The following is a 15,794-nucleotide window of genomic DNA, read 5'->3' on the forward strand; positions in this document are numbered from 1 at the left end:
CCCGACCGAACCGGTCAGAACCGCGTCCGTGCCCCGGCCCCCGCATACACCGACCCGGGCCGCACGACGAGCGACCGCGGCACGATGACGGCGAACGCCCGCCGAGCCGACGGCATCCCGACGAAAAGTGCCGAGCGCACGGCCACAGCCGCCTCCGACAGTCCCGCGACGGGCGTGTACGGGAGCCCGCCGGCATAGCTCGCGCGCTCGATCGCGCTCACGAGCAGAGTCGTCTCGGCCAGGGGAGCGCCGAACTCGTCGATGAGTCTTCGGCCCAGCACGCGCGGAGAGTCCGAGCCTGGCACGGGGATGCCGAGGTCGATCGCCGCATCCTGCACGATCACCCACGCCGCGACGGCGTCGCCGGTCGCAGCCGCCCCGAGCAGTCGCCGCGTGCGCGCGAACTGCAGCAGCGCCGGGATCGCGAGGGCGAGGAGCACGCCGAACGCGATCGCGGCGGTCGGGAGGGCGTTGATGGCGGTCGTCGACTGGCTGCCCGACGACTGGTCGACCGAGCCCGGGTCCTGACCCTCGTCGGGGCGCTGCGACGACGACGACGGCGAAGGGGTCGAGGTCACGTCGTTCGAATCGTCGCCCGAGCCGTTGAGCGTGGATGCCGGCGCGAACGTCGTGGGCACGCCGAGGCCGGTCGTCGGCTCGAACGGGATCCAGCCAATGCCGTCGAAGTACACCTCGGGCCATGCGTGCAGCTGGCTGCTCATGACCTCGTAGACGGTCTCGCCGTCGACCGAATCGTTGGTGGCCGTGCCGGGAAGGTAGCCGACGACGATGCGCGACGGCATCCCGAGCGTCCTGGCCATGAGTGCGAAGGCCGACGCGAAGTGCACGCAGTAGCCCTTCTTCACCTCGAGGAACTTGGCGACCGCGTCGGCGCCGCTGCCGTCGAAACCCTGCTCGACGGGCGATTCGAGGGAGTACGTGAAGTCGCCACTGCGGAACCAGCGCTGCAGCATCGCGAGGGCGTCGTAGTCGGATTCGGCTCCCTCCGTCACCTGCGCGGCCGTGTCGCGGATGATCGCGGGCAGATTGTCGGGCAGTTTCGTCGTGTCGTCGCGGATCTCGGGGCCGCCCGAGTGCGCTGCGCGCATCTGCTCGAGGGTCGGCCGGGGATCGTGCGTCACGACCTCGTACTTCTGACCCGCGCTCGAGCTCGTGCGCGACACGACAGTGCGGTTGTACGGCACGGCCTCCCAGTCGCCCTGCAGCCCGTTGACCGCGACGGCGGGGAACGCGACAGGCAGCCACGGCGACACGAGTTCCCTGACCTCGACCTCGGTCTTGTACTCCGTCACTCGCACGCCCGTCCCGACGCTCACGTCGTTGAGGGCGAAGTCGCTCGTGAGTGGCACCGAGCGCAGTCGGTCGGGCTCCCACACCGAGCCGTCGAACGACGATAGCGTCGCGGCGCGCAGGTACGGCGGCGACGGCTCGTCGGTGCGCACGATGAGCGCGGTGGTCTCGCGCGGGCGCCGCAGGTCGTCGCCGAGCTGCAGCGACACGTCGATTCCCGGCCCGGTGCCGATGCCTCCCGCGCCCGGCTGGGCGGCAGGCTGTGGGAGCAGCGGTGCGGCGACGATCGCGACGACGACGGCGATCGCGCCGATTCCGAGCGCCGTAGCGGGCACGCCGGCGGCACGGGATGCGTCGCGCTGGACCTTCGGCTCGCGCGACCGCGTCTCCGAGCGGATGAGGAAGAGGATCGCGGCCGCGAGCAGGATGAATCCGGGCAGTTCCACTCCGCGCGGCACGGCGATCGCCGGGATGAGCGAGACGGCGATGAGTCCGACGGCGGCGAGGAGCGGCATCCGTGCCGTCAAGACGACGTGGTCGACGATGATCGTGAGGAGCCCCGTCGCGCCGACGATCATGAACGCGAGTTCGTTGCCCGCCGTGAGGGGGGCGGCGCCCAGGGCGATGTCGTTGCCCGCGACGGCCAGGGCGTCGGGCACCGCGCGGAACGTCTCGGGTGTCGGGAAGAGCCACAGCAGCGCCGTGTCGCGGAAGAAGAAGAACGTGAGCGTCAGCACCCACACGGCGAGCTCGATGAGGCTCACCGCCACGGCGGGCAGGCGGTTGTGCCGCGCGATGTAGCCCGCGGCGAGGATGAGCGCCGTCAAGAGCACCGCCCCCGCGAGCCACGGCCCCGCCTCGATGACTCCGAGTACAGGCAGCAGCGCCGCGAACACCGCGACGAACAAGCCGATCGTCAACGGCAGGTCGGGCGGGCGGCGCGACTCCTCGGGACGGGCCTCGCCGCGCGGCTCGGCGCGGAGGCGGGGCTCAGCGGTAGGCACGGCTCACCCCCCGCTCGACGGCGCCGGTCCACGCGTGCGCGATGTCGGCGTCGGGATCGATGGATGCCGCGTGCCAGCCCACGTCGAGCGCGCGGTCGAGCGCCTCCGGCGTCGGCGAGACGGCGAAGAGGATCGGCAGCGAGCTGTGGTGCACGACGGGTGCGATGGCATCGGCGTCGGCCTTGTCGAAGCGACCTGTGATGAGCACGACGGGACCCGTCATCGTGCCGGCGAAGAGCTTGGGCAGGTGGTGCAGGTGGTCGTCGCGGCGCGCCATGACGTTGGCGAACAGCGTGCGCACGTCTTCGACCTCGGTCATGTCGCCGCCGTCGAGACGGTCGACGAGCGGCGTGCCGTCCGAGTCGACGACGTCGGTCGCGTAGCCGTCATGCACGAGCCGCGAGATGACCGAGATCGCGACCGTGACGGCGGCCTCGAATCCGGGGTCGGCACCCGTGGAGGTCATCGCCTCGGCCGTGTAGCGCAGCACGCCGCGGTCGAGCACGACGACGGCGTCGGGCGTCGACTCCTGCTCCTCCTGTCGCACCATGAGGTCGCCGCGGTGGGCCGACGCACGCCAGTGGATGCGCCGCATCGAGTCGCCTGGCACGTACGGGCGCGCCACGAGGTTGTCGGCGCCCTGGCCGAGCTGGTTGTTCTGCGTGTGCAGCGTGCCACCCGCGTCGCCGAGCAGGTTCGTCAGAGCGGAGAGCTCGAGGATCGCGGGCGCGATCGTGATGCGCGTGTCGTCGGTGAAGACCGTCCGCCGGCGTGCGAGGCCGAACGGATCGGTCGAGGTCACCGAGAGCGGGCCGATCGAATGGATGCCGCGCCGCACCCCGGTCACGGTGTATTCGAGCTCGACGGTGCGCTCCGCACCGCTCAGGCCCGAGCCGCGCGCCGGGAAGGTGCCCCCCGCGCCACCCCGCACGCCCTTGGGCAGCGTGTCCTCCCACCTCCCGGGGGCCGTGGGCAAGGGGGAGCGAACGCCGATCTGCGCGATGACGGTGGTCGGGCGCCCGACGGTGCCGACGTCGGGGGAGAGCGAGCGGGTGACGCGGTCGGAGCGGCGCACGAGGTGCAGCGACACGAGGCTCGCGACGAGCACGCCGATGAGCAGCATCCCGAAATAGAGGAGTTCGACGACGCCGACCTCGTTGGCGACGACGAAGCAGACGACCGCCAGCACGAGCGCCCCCGTCCCGCGGGGGGTGAACGGCCAGAGGCGCCTCATTCCTACCTCGCTGCGATGGGAACGCGCACGCCCTGGGCGATGCGCTCGAGTATCGCCGTGATGGCGTCGGCGCCGGAACGGGCGCGCGAGCCGCCGGCGGACCGCGTCGGAATGAGGCGGTGCGCGAAGACGGGGAGGAGGAGGGCCGTGATGTCGTCGGGGATGACGAAGCCACGGCCGTCGAGAGCGGCCCACACCTTGGCGGCGCGCACGAGCTGCAGCGTCGCGCGGGGGCTCGCGCCCAGGCGCAGGTCGGAGTGGCTGCGGGTCGCCTGCGAGAGCGCGACCGCGTAGTCCTCGATCGTGGGGGCGACGTGCACGGCGCGCGCCCACGCGACGAGCGCCGCGACCTCGACGGCCGACACGACGGCGGTGATCGCCTCGAGCGGATTGACGGTGTCGCGCTGGCGGAGCATGAGGGCCTCCGACTTGGCGTCGGGATAGCCCATCGAGATGCGCATCATGAAGCGATCGCGCTGCGCCTCGGGGAGGGCGTACGTGCCCTCCATCTCGAGGGGGTTCTGCGTCGCCACGACGAGGAACGGGTCGGGGAGCATGTGCGAGCGCCCGTCGACGGTGACCTGGCGCTCCTCCATCGCCTCCAGCAGCGCAGACTGCGTCTTGGGGGAGGAGCGGTTGATCTCGTCGGCGATCACGAGGTTCGCGAACACGGCGCCCGGCTTGAACTCGAACTCACGCTCGACGGGGTTGAAGACGCTCACGCCGGTGACGTCGCCGGGCAGCAGATCGGGGGTGAACTGGATGCGGCGCACCGTCGCGTCGACGGATGCCGCGAGTGCTCGCGCGAGCATCGTCTTGCCGACGCCGGGCACGTCTTCGATCAGCAGGTGACCTTCGGCGAGGAGGCAGACCAGTGCCGACCGCACGGCGTCGGGCTTGCCGTCGATGACGCTGCCGACCGACGCGAGGATGCGCTCGGTGGTGCGAGCGAACCCGTCTGCATCGAGATCTGCGGGAGCCTCCGTCGAAGCATCCGTCATCGCCGTATCTGCCACTGCGACTCCCTCGTCCCACCGTCGCGCCCGGGCGTCGATGCCCGTGAATCGATCCTAACCGTGCCCTGTGACGGGCGGGCCTGGGAAGGCCCTGACATTCGCGGGCTGCGAATCAGGGGAGGCCCTGACATTCACACGTTGCGGGACAGGTAGACTGTTCACAGCTCTCCGCGAGGCGGCATCCAGGCCAACTCCCCCAGGACGGAAACGTAGCAAGGGTAACCAGGCTCTGCCGGGTTCGCGGAGAGTCTTATTTTGCCCGCGCGCGGGTGCGGGCACGGGCACGGGTGCTGATCGCCAGGGTGAGACCGGCGCCCAGCAGGAACCCGATCGTGTTCGACACGAGGTCGCGCCAGTCGGCATAGCGCTCGGGCAGGAACAGCAGCTGCATGAGCTCGATGAAGCCAGATGCCGCCGTGCCGATCACGAGCAGCATCCACCGGTTCCTTCGGCTGATCAGCAGCGCCGTGAGCACCCCCAGCGGCACGAACATCGCGATGTTCGCGAGGAACTCGATCGTCAGGAAGTCGATCCACAGCAGGACGCCCTGCGCGTGGAGCTGGTCCAGGAGCCGCTTGAGGAGCCGAGTCGTCGCGCCATCGTCCGGGCCCGTCGGGGTCAGCGTCAGGTACGCGACGAACGCCGAGTACACGACGAGCAGTGCGATCGTGACCCGGCGCCGCACCGTCATCGCGCGAACGGACCCTCGAGGACCGACCAGTGCAGCAGCATGATCGTCTTGGCGTCCTGGATGCGCCCGTCGCGGATCCACGCGAGCGCCTCGTCGATGCCCAGCTCGACCAGCTCGATGTCCTCGCCCTCTTCCGCGAGCCCGGCACGGTCGTGCATGCGAGCGGATGCCTCGTACGGCGCCGCGAAGAAGTGCAGCCGCTCGGTGACCGAGCCGGGGCTCATGTAGACGTCGTACACGTGCTCGACCTCGCCGATCTGAAGGCCCGTCTCCTCGGCGGCCTCGCGGCGGATCGCCGTCTCGGGATCGTCGTCGTCGAGCAGGCCCGCCGCCGTCTCGACGAGCATGCCGTCGGGGTGGTCGTTGACGTAGACGGGGTAGCGGAACTGCCGTGTGAGCAGCACCGTGCGGCGGTCGGCGTCGTAGAGGAGCGCGGTCGCGCCGTTGCCGCGGTCGTAGGTCTCGCGCTGCTGCGTCGATGTGGAGCCCGCGGCATCCGTGTATTCGAACGTCGTCCTGCGCAGCACATGCCACGCCGCCGCGAGCAGCTCGACGTCGGTGACGCGCACGTTGGAGTTGCGGTCGAGGTCGCGGCCCGTGCGGTCGAGGCCGGTGCGGCCGCGGTGGTCGGGGACGTCGACGCCGGGTGTCGGGGACATGGCCGCGAGCCTACCGATCTCCCTCGCCGGCGAGATATCCATGGCCGTGGCGGCGGGCCCGCCCATAGGCTGGAACCCGTGGCGCAGAGCATCTTCATCACGTCTTCGGAAGGTCACTCGGGCAAGTCCACGGTGGCATTGGGGGTGCTCGACGCGCTGAGTCATGCGACTCCGCGTGTGGGGGTCTTCCGACCCATCGCGCGGTCGACGGCCGAGCGCGACTACGTGCTCGAGATGCTGCTCGCACACGACGGCGTCGACCTCGACTACGACCTGTGCGTCGGCGTCACCTACGACGACGTGCGGAGGGATCCGGATGCCGCGCTCGCGACGATCGTCGAGCGCTACAAGGCCGTCGAATCGAAGTGCGACGCCGTCGTGATCGTGGGCAGCGACTACACCGACGTCGGCAGCCCCGCCGAGCTGGGCTACAACGCCCGCATCGCGGCGAACCTCGGCGCGCCCGTGCTGCTCGTGCTAAGCGGACGTGCGGGCCAGGGCGAGCTGGGCCTGTCGCCGGCACGAACGCCCGACGAGATGGGGCAGATCACGTCGCTCGCGCTCGCCGAGCTCGCGCACGGCCGCGCCGGACTGCTCGCCGTCGTCGCCAATCGCGCCGATCCGGACAAGCTCGTCGACATCGTCGAGTCGATCCAGTCGGTCGTGGACGCCTCGCCGGCGCCCGAGCGCGCCGCCCCCGACCGCACGGTGTCGGTGTGGGCGCTTCCGGAAGACCGCTTCCTCGTCGCCCCGTCGGTGCGCGGGGTCATGCGCGCACTCGATGCGAAGCTGCTCAAGGGCGACCCCGATCTGCTCACCCGCGAAGTGCTCGGCGTGGTCGTGGCGGGCATGTCGATGGTCAACGTGCTGCCGCGCCTGTTCGAGAGTGCGCTGCTGATCCTCGCCGCCGACCGCACGGAGGTGCTTCTCGCAGCCCTCCTCGCACACCGGTCCGGGACGTTCCCCTCGCTCGCGGGCATCGTGCTCAACGGCCCCTTCCCGCTGCCCGACGACATCGATCGGCTCATCGACGGCCTCGGCGTGACGATCCCGATCATGACGACCGACGCGGGAACGTACGAGACCGCAGTCAAGGTCGTCTCGACGCGCGGGCGCCTGGCCGCCGACTCGCAGCGCCGGTACGACACGGCGCTCGCGATGTTCGAGACGCACGTCGACACCGAAGGACTGGCCCGATCGCTCGGCCTCGCCCGCGCGACGGTCGTGACGCCGCTCATGTTCGAGTACGGGCTCATGGAGCGAGCACGGTCCGACCGCCGGCGCATCGTGCTGCCCGAGGGCGACGACGACCGCATCCTGCGCGCCGCGGCCACGGTGCTCTCGCGCGGCATCGCCGACCTCACGATCCTCGGTGAGGAGATCGAGGTGCGAAACCGGGCGCTCGAGCTCGGCATCGACCTGAAGGGCGCCGACATCCTGTCGCCGTTCGACGCCGTGCACGTCGACAAGTTCGCCCGGGAGTACGAGCGCCTGCGCGCCCACAAGGGCGTCACCTACGCGCAGGCCGCCGACACCGTGACGGACGTCTCCTACTTCGGGACGCTCATGGTGCACCTGGGGCTCGCCGACGGCATGGTCTCGGGCGCCGCGCACACGACGGCGCACACGATCCGGCCCGCGTTCGAGGTCATCAAGACGAAGCCGGGCGTCTCGGTCGTGTCGTCGGTGTTCCTCATGGCGCTCGCCGACCGAGTGCTCGTCTACGGCGACTGCGCCGTGATCCCCGATCCCACCTCCGAGCAGCTCGCCGACATCGCGGTCTCGTCGGCGGCGACGGCATCCCAGTTCGGCATCGAGCCCCGCGTCGCGATGCTCTCGTACTCGACGGGGGAGTCGGGCTCGGGCGCCGAGGTCGAGAAGGTGCGGGATGCCACGGCCCTCGTGCGGTCGCGTGCACCGGAGCTGCTCGTGGAAGGCCCCATCCAGTACGACGCCGCCGCCGACGCGGCTGTCGCGAAGACCAAGATGCCGGGGTCGTCTGTCGCCGGCCGCGCGACGGTGTTCGTCTTCCCGGATCTCAACACGGGCAACAACACCTATAAAGCGGTGCAGCGTTCGGCCGGCGCCGTCGCGATCGGCCCCGTGCTGCAGGGCCTCAACAAGCCGATCAACGACCTGTCGCGGGGAGCCCTCGTCGACGACATCGTCAACACGATCGCCATCACGGCGATCCAGGCGCAGGGGGATGCCTCGTGAGCGTCGTGCTCGTCGTCAACAGCGGCTCGTCGTCGTTCAAGTACCAGCTCATCGACATGGAGGCCGAGGCGGTCCTCGCCTCGGGCCTGGTCGAGCGCATCGGCCAGGAGATGGGCGAGTCGAGGCACACGGTGTTCTTCCGCGGCCGGGAGGGCGAGGCTGTCCCCGAGCCTGTCGAGGGGTCCATCACCGCCACCGACGCCACGTACACGCGGGAGCTCCCGATCCCCGACCACACCGTCGGATTCCGGGTCATGCTCGACGCGTTCGCCGAGCACGGACCCTCGCTCGACGAGCGGTCGCCCGTCGCCGTCGGACACCGCGTCGTGCACGGCGGAGCGCGTTTCTTCGAGCCCACTGTCATCACGCCCCTCGTCGAGATCAACATCGACGAGCTGTCGGTGCTCGCGCCGCTGCACAACCCCGGCGCGCTGCAGGGGATCCGCGCCGCGAAGGACGCGTTCCCCGACCTCCCGCACGTCGCCGTCTTCGACACGGCCTTCCACCAGACGCTGCCGCCCGCCGCCTACACCTACGCGATCGACCGCGAGCTCGCCGAGACGCACCGCATCCGCCGTTACGGCTTCCACGGCACGTCGCACAAGTTCGTCTCCGAAGCGGCAGCCGCCTTCCTCCGTCGTCCGCTGGAAGATCTGAAGCAGATCGTCTTCCATCTCGGCAACGGCGCGTCCGTCACGGCTGTCGACGGCGGGCGCTCCGTCGAGACCTCGATGGGCCTCACGCCGCTGGAAGGTCTCGTCATGGGCACCCGCTCGGGCGACATCGACCCCGCCGTGCTCTTCCACCTCGCCCGACGCGCCGACCTCTCGATCGCCGACCTCGACACGCTGCTCAACAAGCAGAGCGGCCTGCTCGGCCTCGCGGGCGCGTCCGACATGCGCGACATCCAGGAGCGGGTCGAGAAGGGGGATGCCGAGGCCGCCCTCGCGTTCGAGGTCTACCTGCATCGACTTCGCGCCTACGCGGGGGCCTATCTCGCTCAGCTCGGGGGCGTCGACGTCATCTCGTTCACGGCCGGCGTCGGCGAGAATTCCCCCCAGGTCCGCGCCGGGGCGCTCGAGACCCTCGGGTTCGCGGGGGTCGAGGTCGACCCCGAGCGCAACACGGCGCGGAGCCGCGGCATCCGGATCATCTCGACGGACGCCTCAGCCGTGACCGTGCTCGTCGTGCCGACCGACGAGGAGCTCGAGATCGCCCGCCAGACCCTGTCGGCCGCCTCCTGACAAACCGTCATCGTTCCGACACCCACGCGCCGAGTCGTGCCGACTACGCTTGCATGACGGCGCGACGTAGAGCCGACTCCTCGACCCGTTCAGCCCTCGCCAGGAGGTTCTGTGCCCGCTGACGCCCTGCCCGACCTGACCGCATACGACGCTGTCCTCTTCGACCTGGACGGGGTGATCACACCGACCGCGGAAGTGCACATGCACGCCTGGCGGGCGATGTTCGAGGAGCTGTTCGGGGCGTGGGGCATCGAACCGGCCTACACCGACCGCGACTACTTCGACTACCTCGACGGCAAGAAGCGCTACGACGGAGTCGCGAGCCTGCTGCACAGCCGCGACGTCGAGGTGCCGTGGGGACACCCGTCGGATGAGCCCGCCGCCGACACGGTCTGCGGCATCGGCAACCGGAAGAACGAGGTGTTCTCGCGCGTCCTGCGCGCCGACGGCATCGAGCCGTATCCGGGGTCGGTGGCCCTGCTCGACGTGCTCGCGGCCGCCGGTACGCCCGTCGCGATCGTGTCGAGCTCGAAGAACGCGGAGGAGGTGCTGCAGGTCGCCGGCATCCGCGATCGCTTCCCGGTCGTCATGGACGGCGTCATCGCCGAGCGCGACCACCTCGCCTCCAAGCCCGCGCCCGACGTGTTCGTCGAGGCGGCGAAGATGCTGCAGGTCGATCCGGCACGCAGCGTCGCCGTCGAAGACGCCTTGAGCGGCGTCAAGTCGGCCGCCGCCGGCGGTTTCGCTCTCATCGTCGGCGTCGACCGCGGCGTGGGTGCGGAAGACCTGCGCGGGGCCGGCGCGCACATCGTCGTCGCAGACCTCGAGGAGCTCGTTCCGTGATCGACCGCGACCGCTTTCCCGTCGACCCGTGGCGCCTGGTCGAGAGGGAGTTCTCCCTCGCCGACGCGGGTGTCACCGAGACGCTCTTCGCCGTGGGCAACGGCTATCTGGGCCTGCGCGGCAACCTGCCGGAGGGTCGCCACGCGCATGAGCACGGCACGTTCATCAACGGCTTCCACGAGATCTTCCCGATCCGTCACGCCGAGCAGGCGTACGGCTTCGCCGAGGTCGGCCAGACGATCATCAACGCGCCCGACGCGAAGATCATGCGCGTCTACGTCGACGACGAGCCGCTCTCGTTCGACGTCGCCGACGTGCGCGACTACGAGCGCGTGCTCGACATGCGCGACGGCGTGCTGCGCCGGAGCCTGCTCTGGGTGACGCCGTCGGGCAAAGAGGTGCGCATCGAGTTCGAGCGGCTCGTGTCGTTCGAGGAGAAGCACCTCGCGATCATGCGGGTCAAGGTCGTCGTCCTCAACGACGACGCACCCGTCACGGTCAGCTGCCAGATCATCAACCGCCAGGACGGCGAAGACGTCTACGGCGGGTCGCCGGTGGCGACGAAGCGGAGCGGGTTCGACCCGCGCAAGACCGAGAAGTTCCACGAGCGCGTGCTGCAGCCGCAGGAGTTCTGGCAGGACGACCTGCGCTCGGCGCTGTCGTACCGCGTGACCCAGTCGGGCATGACGCTCGCCGTCGCGGCCGACCACGTCGTCGAGACGGACAACGAGTACTCGGCCCGGCGCCTCATCGAGGGCGACATCGCCAAGAACGTGTTCCGGGTGCAGGCGAAGGCGGGCGTGCCGATCACCGTCACGAAGCTCGTCAGCTACCACACGTCGCGCGGCGTGCCCGCGCGCGAGCTCGTCGACCGCTGCCGCCGCACGCTCGACCGCGCGCTCGCCGTCGGCATCGACGAGCACTTCAGGCGGCAGCGGGCCTGGCTCGACGAGTTCTGGGCGCGCTCCGACGTGCGCATCGCCGGACACGACTCCCTGCAGCAGGCGACGCGCTGGTGCCTGTTCCAGCTCGCGCAGGCCACGGCGCGCGCCGATGGCCAGGGTGTGCCCGCGAAGGGCGTCACCGGCTCGGGCTACAGCGGCCACTACTTCTGGGACACCGAGATCTACGTGCTCCCGTTCCTGACCTACACGACGCCGCTGTGGGCGCGGAACGCCCTGCGCATGCGGTATCTCATGCTGCCCGCGGCGCGGCGGCGCGCGTTCCAGCTCAACGAGGCCGGCGCGCTCTTCCCCTGGCGCACCATCAGCGGCGAGGAGGCCTCGGCCTACTACGCCGCCGGCACGGCGCAGTACCACATCAACGCCGACGTGAGCTTCGCCCTCGCGAAGTACGTGCGGTCGACGGGCGACACCGAGTTCCTCCACCGCGAGGGCGTCGACATCGCGGTGGAGACGGCGCGGCTGTGGACGACGCTCGGCTTCTGGCGCACGAGCGACGGCAGCACCGAGGTCGAGACCTTCCACATCCACGGCGTCACCGGACCCGACGAGTACACGACCGTCGTCAACGACAACCTCTTCACGAACGTCATGGCGCGCTTCAACCTGCGCTTCGCGGCGCGGACCGTGCGCGACATGGCAGACACCGACCCCGAGGCGTATCGCGTCATGGTCGACCGGCTCGCCCTGGACCCGGAGGAACCCGAGGCGTGGGAGCGTGCCGCAGAGGCGATGCACATCCCGTACAGCGCGGCGCTCGGCATCCACCCCCAGGACGCCGTGTTCCTCGAGCGCGAGATCTGGGACCTCGAGCACACGCCGCCCGACAAGCGGCCTCTCCTCCTGCACTTCCACCCGCTCGTGATCTACCGGTACCAGGTGCTCAAGCAGGCCGATGTCGTGCTCGCCCTGTTCCTGCAGGGCAACCACTTCACCGACGACGAGAAGCTCGCCGACTTCGAGTACTACGACCCGCTGACCACGGGCGACTCGACGCTGTCGGCCGTCGTGCAGTCGATCCTCGCGGCGGAGGTCGGATATCAGGACCTCGCGCTCGACTACTTCCGGCAGTCGGCGTTCGTCGACCTCGGCGACCTGCACCACAACGCGCAGGACGGCGTGCACGTCGCGTCGGCGGGGGGCGTGTGGACCGCCCTCGTCTCGGGATTCGGCGGCATGCGCGATCACTTCGGCGAGCTGACATTCGATCCGCGCCTCCCTGCGTCGTGGGACGAGCTCGCGTACAACGTGCACTGGCACGGCACGCGTCTGGAGGTCACGGTGACCCGCACCGAGCTGCGGATCGTTGCGACCGGCGACGAGGCCGTCCGGTTCGGTGTGCGCGGCGTGCCGTACACGGTAGAGGCGGGGTCCGACATCGTCGTCCCGCTGGCGCATCAGGGACCGAAGATCCCCGGTCGGCCGACGATCCGGCAGCTCGAGGACGCCCGTCGCGAAGACGGCACGCTGCTCTCGGCATCCGTCCCGACGGTCACCGCGACGATCCCGATCATCACGGAGGACTTCGAGTCGGGCGCCACGATCGCCGGCTGAGCTTTCGACCGGGTCGGGACCCTTCCCGACCCGGTGAACGGCTTCAGAACGCGTCGAAGAACGCGAGCTCGTGCATCATCGACCGCGCGAACGCCTCCGCCATGCGGGAGCGGGTCGAGACGGATGCCGCCGCAGCCGCCGCGTCGGCGCAGGCGATCGCGCGCTCCGTGGCCACCGTGAACGCGGGGTCGCCGTATGCCTCGAGCCAGTCCGCATAGGGATGCCGGGGGCGGGGATGCGCCTGCAGGCGCATGCCCACGTCGCTGTAGAGCCAGAAGCACGGCAGCACGGCCGCGACGATCTCGGGGTACTCGCCGCGTGCCGCGGCGGCGTCGAGGTGACGCAGGTACGCGAGCGTCGCGGGTGCGGGTTCGGAGATCGCCGCGCCGATCCGCGCGCGATGCAGACGTGCCTCCTCCTCGAGCGCACCCTGGGCGGAGGCCGACCAGAACGCGCGATCGGCTGCCGCGGTGGCGAGGTCGGCCGCCCGCGCGAGCACGGCGGAGTAGCCGCGGAGGTACAGCGCGTCCTGCGCCAGGTAGTCGTGGAAGCGCGTCTCGGCGAGGCTCCCGTCGGCGAGCGAGCGGACGAAGTCGCACCGGTCGACCTCGGTCCGCACCTCGGCGCTGCGCCGCCACGCGGCATCCGTCCACGACTCGACGGGTCGCAGCTCGTGGAAGTGGTCGACGGGACCGCGGCCGCGACCCACCCGCAGGACGTCCGCCGAAGCGAGGGCGCCCGTGAGCCATTCCTTGGCGCGTTCGAGCGCGGCGTGCCACGTGAGCCCCGACGCACGCAGGGTCGCCATCGCGGAGGAGAGGGAGCATCCCGTGCCGTGCGTGCTGCGGGTGTCGACGCGCGTGCCGGTCACCTCGTGCACGCCGTCCCCGTCGACGATCGCGTCGGGACAGAGCCGGCCCGCGAGATGGCCGCCCTTCACGAGGACGGCGGCTCCCGACGAGTCGTGCAGCGCGCGGGCCTGGCGCAGCGCGGCCGCCCAATCGCGGGCCGGAGCCTCGCCCGTCAGCACGGCGAGCTCGGGGATGTTCGGCGTCACAAGGTCGACGCGGGTGCAGAGATCTCGCACGGCGGCCTCCGCCTCGATGTCGAGCAGGCGGTCTCCGCTCGTCGCGACCATGACGGGATCGAGCACGACGATCGGAGGTGCGACCTCGTCGAGCCACTCGCCGACCGTCTCCGCGATCGCGCGGGACTGCAGCATCCCGATCTTGACGGCGTCGATGTCGACGTCGTCGCTGACGGCGCGCAGCTGCGCGTCGAGGAACGCCGCGGGCGGCACGTGCACCGAGCGCACGCCGCGCGTGTTCTGCGCGACGAGCGCCGTGACGACCGCCATGCCGTAGCCGCCGAGCGCGCCGATCGACTTGAGGTCGGCGTGGATGCCCGCGCCGCCGGTCGGATCGGTCCCCGCGATGCTCAAGACGCGGGGAACACTCACGCTCCGACCACCGCTCCCGCGAACGCGTCCACGAACGCGCGGCCGGCGGCTCCCGGGTCGTCGGCGCCGCAGATCGCCGAGACGACGGCGATGCCCGCCGCGCCCGCATCCCGAAGCGCGGCTGCATCCGCGGCCGTCACGCCTCCGATCGCGACACAGGGGAAGTCCGTCGACCGGGCCAGGGCCGCGAAACCGGCGACCCCGAGCGGCGCGGGATGGTCGGGCTTGGTCGCGGTGGGCCGGATGACGCCGACACCGAGGTAGTCGAGCGTGCCCTCGGGCAGCTCGGCGGCCGCCGCGAAGTGCGCGGGGGTGTTCGCCGTCCACCCGATCAAGGCCTCCGCGCCGAGCAGGCGGCGGGCCGCGACCGGCGGCAGATCGCGCTGCCCGAGATGGATGCCGTCGACCCGCGCACCCGCATCCCGTGCCGCGAGCACGATGTCGAGACGGTCGTCGACGACGAACGCGGCACGTCCCGCGATGACACGCGAGAGGACGATCGCCTGCACGAGGAGCTCACCGGCATCCGCGGCCTTGGAGCGCAGCTGCACGACGGTGACCCCGGCGTCGACCGCGGCGTCGACGACGGCCGTCAGGCGCGGGAAGGACAGGCGCTCGTCGGTGACGAGGTGCAGCGACAGGTCGCGCGCGGTCATCGTGCGACCTCGATCGTCGCCCAGGCGAGGCGGTCCTCGGCGTCCTGGAGTCTTTCCGACGTCGTCGCGGCCAGTGCGTCGAGGAACGCGACGGCGAACGATCCCGGTCCGTGCGCGACCCGCGCCGCCGCGTCGGAGGCGACGGAGTAGAGGAGGGATGCCGCGACCGCCGCCGACAGCGGGCTCGCGACGGCGAGGAACGCGGCCATCACCGCGCCGAGGGAGCATCCGCCGCCCGTGATGCGGGTCAGCAGCGCGCTGCCGCCGTGCACCCGGACGACGTCGGTGCCGTCCGTCACGAGGTCGACGGCGCCCGAGACGGCGACGACACCGCCCGTCCGGCGTGCGAGGCAGAACGCGGCGTCCGCCGCCGAGTCGGGGTCGTCGGTCGCATCGACGCCGCGGCCGCCGCTCGCGCGGCCCGCGACCGCGAGCACCTCCGAGGCGTTGGCGCGCACGATCGTCGGCGCCTGCGCGACGAGCTCCTCGGCGAGCGCCGTGCGCACCGGGAGCACGCCCACGGCGACGGGGTCGAGCACCCAGGGCGTGCCGGCCCGCGCGGCCTCCCGTGCCGCCTCGCGCTGCTCCGCCGTGGGCGTGCCGAGGTTCACGAGCACGCTTCCGGCGATGCCGGCGAACATGCCGGCCTCGCCCGGCAGGTCGCACATGGCGGGCGAGGCCCCGAGCGCGAGGAGGGCGTTCGCGGTGAAGTTCGTCACCACCGCGTTGGTGATGCACTGCGTCAGCGGCGCGACGTCGCGCAGCGCATCGAGGGCCTCTGCGGGGGCCAGGTGCGTGGACACACGCGCGTTCATGGGGACATCCCTTCGCTCGTCCTAACGAGATCAGGTTCGACGGGTGTGATCTCAGCTCGCCGGTCGCGAGCACCCCGTGTCACTGCCGAGCAATGTAGCAGGACATTCCGACCGGCGCCGTGTCGGTGG

The 15,794-nt window shown here is 71.0% G+C and carries 12 protein-coding genes, 1 other RNA gene and 1 riboswitch; of the genes, 5 read left to right on the forward strand and 8 right to left on the reverse strand.

Annotated features, from left to right (window positions below; all coding sequences use genetic code 11):
• Positions 1-14: 14 nt before the first annotated feature.
• The 3 genes from ACH3VR_RS02685 to ACH3VR_RS02695 are packed head-to-tail and all read right to left on the reverse strand — an operon-like array spanning position 15 to position 4,550.
• Complete coding sequence (locus ACH3VR_RS02685) at positions 15-2,315, reverse strand: transglutaminase family protein (protein ID WP_396639203.1); 2,301 nt, start codon at positions 2,313-2,315, stop codon at positions 15-17.
• A complete protein-coding gene (locus ACH3VR_RS02690; protein ID WP_396639204.1) occupies positions 2,302-3,549 on the reverse strand; it encodes a DUF58 domain-containing protein in 1,248 nt (415 codons plus the stop codon). Before ACH3VR_RS02690 ends, ACH3VR_RS02685 begins: the two co-directional genes overlap by 14 nt.
• 2 nt (positions 3,550-3,551) lie before the next feature.
• The gene (locus ACH3VR_RS02695; RefSeq protein ID WP_396639647.1) at positions 3,552-4,550 is read right to left on the reverse strand and encodes an AAA family ATPase; all 999 of its coding nucleotides are present in this window, start codon (positions 4,548-4,550) and stop codon (positions 3,552-3,554) included.
• 174 nt (positions 4,551-4,724) lie between these two features.
• Between ACH3VR_RS02695 and ffs the strand changes: the two genes are divergently transcribed.
• An RNA gene (ffs, locus tag ACH3VR_RS02700) (signal recognition particle sRNA small type) lies at positions 4,725-4,821 on the forward strand.
• Here the strand turns inward: ffs and ACH3VR_RS02705 are convergent.
• Positions 4,816-5,256: a VanZ family protein gene (locus ACH3VR_RS02705; RefSeq protein WP_396639205.1), complete on the reverse strand. Its 441-nt coding sequence runs from the start codon at positions 5,254-5,256 to the stop codon at positions 4,816-4,818. The genes ffs and ACH3VR_RS02705 overlap by 6 nt on opposite strands.
• Positions 5,253-5,915 (reverse strand): NUDIX domain-containing protein, encoded by a 663-nt coding sequence (locus tag ACH3VR_RS02710; RefSeq protein ID WP_396639206.1) that lies wholly within the window; start codon positions 5,913-5,915, stop codon positions 5,253-5,255. Before ACH3VR_RS02710 ends, ACH3VR_RS02705 begins: the two co-directional genes overlap by 4 nt.
• Positions 5,916-5,993: 78 nt before the next feature.
• On the opposite strand from ACH3VR_RS02710, the gene pta reads away from it, so the two are divergent.
• The 4 genes from pta (at position 5,994) to ACH3VR_RS02730 (ending at position 12,735) form a co-directional block, all read left to right on the forward strand.
• Positions 5,994-8,132: a phosphate acetyltransferase gene (pta, locus tag ACH3VR_RS02715; protein ID WP_396639207.1), complete on the forward strand. Its 2,139-nt coding sequence runs from the start codon at positions 5,994-5,996 to the stop codon at positions 8,130-8,132.
• The gene (locus ACH3VR_RS02720) at positions 8,129-9,376 is read left to right on the forward strand and encodes an acetate/propionate family kinase (protein WP_396639208.1); all 1,248 of its coding nucleotides are present in this window, start codon (positions 8,129-8,131) and stop codon (positions 9,374-9,376) included. Before pta ends, ACH3VR_RS02720 begins: the two co-directional genes overlap by 4 nt.
• A gap of 111 nt (positions 9,377-9,487) precedes the next feature.
• Positions 9,488-10,219: an HAD family hydrolase gene (locus ACH3VR_RS02725; RefSeq protein WP_396639209.1), complete on the forward strand. Its 732-nt coding sequence runs from the start codon at positions 9,488-9,490 to the stop codon at positions 10,217-10,219.
• Positions 10,216-12,735: a glycoside hydrolase family 65 protein gene (locus ACH3VR_RS02730; protein WP_396639210.1), complete on the forward strand. Its 2,520-nt coding sequence runs from the start codon at positions 10,216-10,218 to the stop codon at positions 12,733-12,735. The genes ACH3VR_RS02725 and ACH3VR_RS02730 overlap by 4 nt, the downstream gene beginning before the upstream one ends.
• 43 nt (positions 12,736-12,778) lie before the next feature.
• Here ACH3VR_RS02730 and thiD read toward each other — a convergent pair whose 3' ends face one another.
• The 3 genes from thiD to thiM form a co-directional block, all read right to left on the reverse strand.
• Positions 12,779-14,194, reverse strand: a complete 1,416-nt coding sequence (gene thiD, locus ACH3VR_RS02735) for a bifunctional hydroxymethylpyrimidine kinase/phosphomethylpyrimidine kinase (RefSeq protein WP_396639211.1) — start codon at positions 14,192-14,194, stop codon at positions 12,779-12,781.
• Complete coding sequence (thiE, locus tag ACH3VR_RS02740; protein ID WP_396639212.1) at positions 14,191-14,850, reverse strand: thiamine phosphate synthase; 660 nt, start codon at positions 14,848-14,850, stop codon at positions 14,191-14,193. Before thiE ends, thiD begins: the two co-directional genes overlap by 4 nt.
• Entirely contained in the window at positions 14,847-15,665 is an 819-nt protein-coding gene (gene thiM, locus ACH3VR_RS02745; protein ID WP_396639213.1) for a hydroxyethylthiazole kinase, read from the reverse strand. The genes thiE and thiM overlap by 4 nt, the downstream gene beginning before the upstream one ends.
• Positions 15,656-15,752, reverse strand: a riboswitch (TPP riboswitch). (Overlaps the previous gene by 10 nt.)
• Positions 15,753-15,794 lie beyond the last annotated feature (42 nt).

The sequence above is a fragment of the Microbacterium alkaliflavum genome, from assembly GCF_044325405.1.
GTDB classification, from domain to species: Bacteria; Actinomycetota; Actinomycetes; order Actinomycetales; family Microbacteriaceae; genus Microbacterium; species Microbacterium alkaliflavum.

Bases quoted from the DNA above. Each gene is read 5' to 3' on its own strand.
- thiM (WP_396639213.1), bottom strand. From the start codon at position 15,665: ATGAACGCGCGTGTGTCCACGCACCTGGCCCCCGCAGAGGCCCTCGAT.
- thiE (WP_396639212.1), bottom strand. From the start codon at position 14,850: ATGACCGCGCGCGACCTGTCGCTGCACCTCGTCACCGACGAGCGCCTG.
- ACH3VR_RS02705 (WP_396639205.1), bottom strand. From the start codon at position 5,256: ATGACGGTGCGGCGCCGGGTCACGATCGCACTGCTCGTCGTGTACTCG.
- ACH3VR_RS02695 (WP_396639647.1), bottom strand. From the start codon at position 4,550: ATGACGGATGCTTCGACGGAGGCTCCCGCAGATCTCGATGCAGACGGG.
- ACH3VR_RS02710 (WP_396639206.1), bottom strand. From the start codon at position 5,915: ATGTCCCCGACACCCGGCGTCGACGTCCCCGACCACCGCGGCCGCACC.
- ACH3VR_RS02690 (WP_396639204.1), bottom strand. From the start codon at position 3,549: ATGAGGCGCCTCTGGCCGTTCACCCCCCGCGGGACGGGGGCGCTCGTG.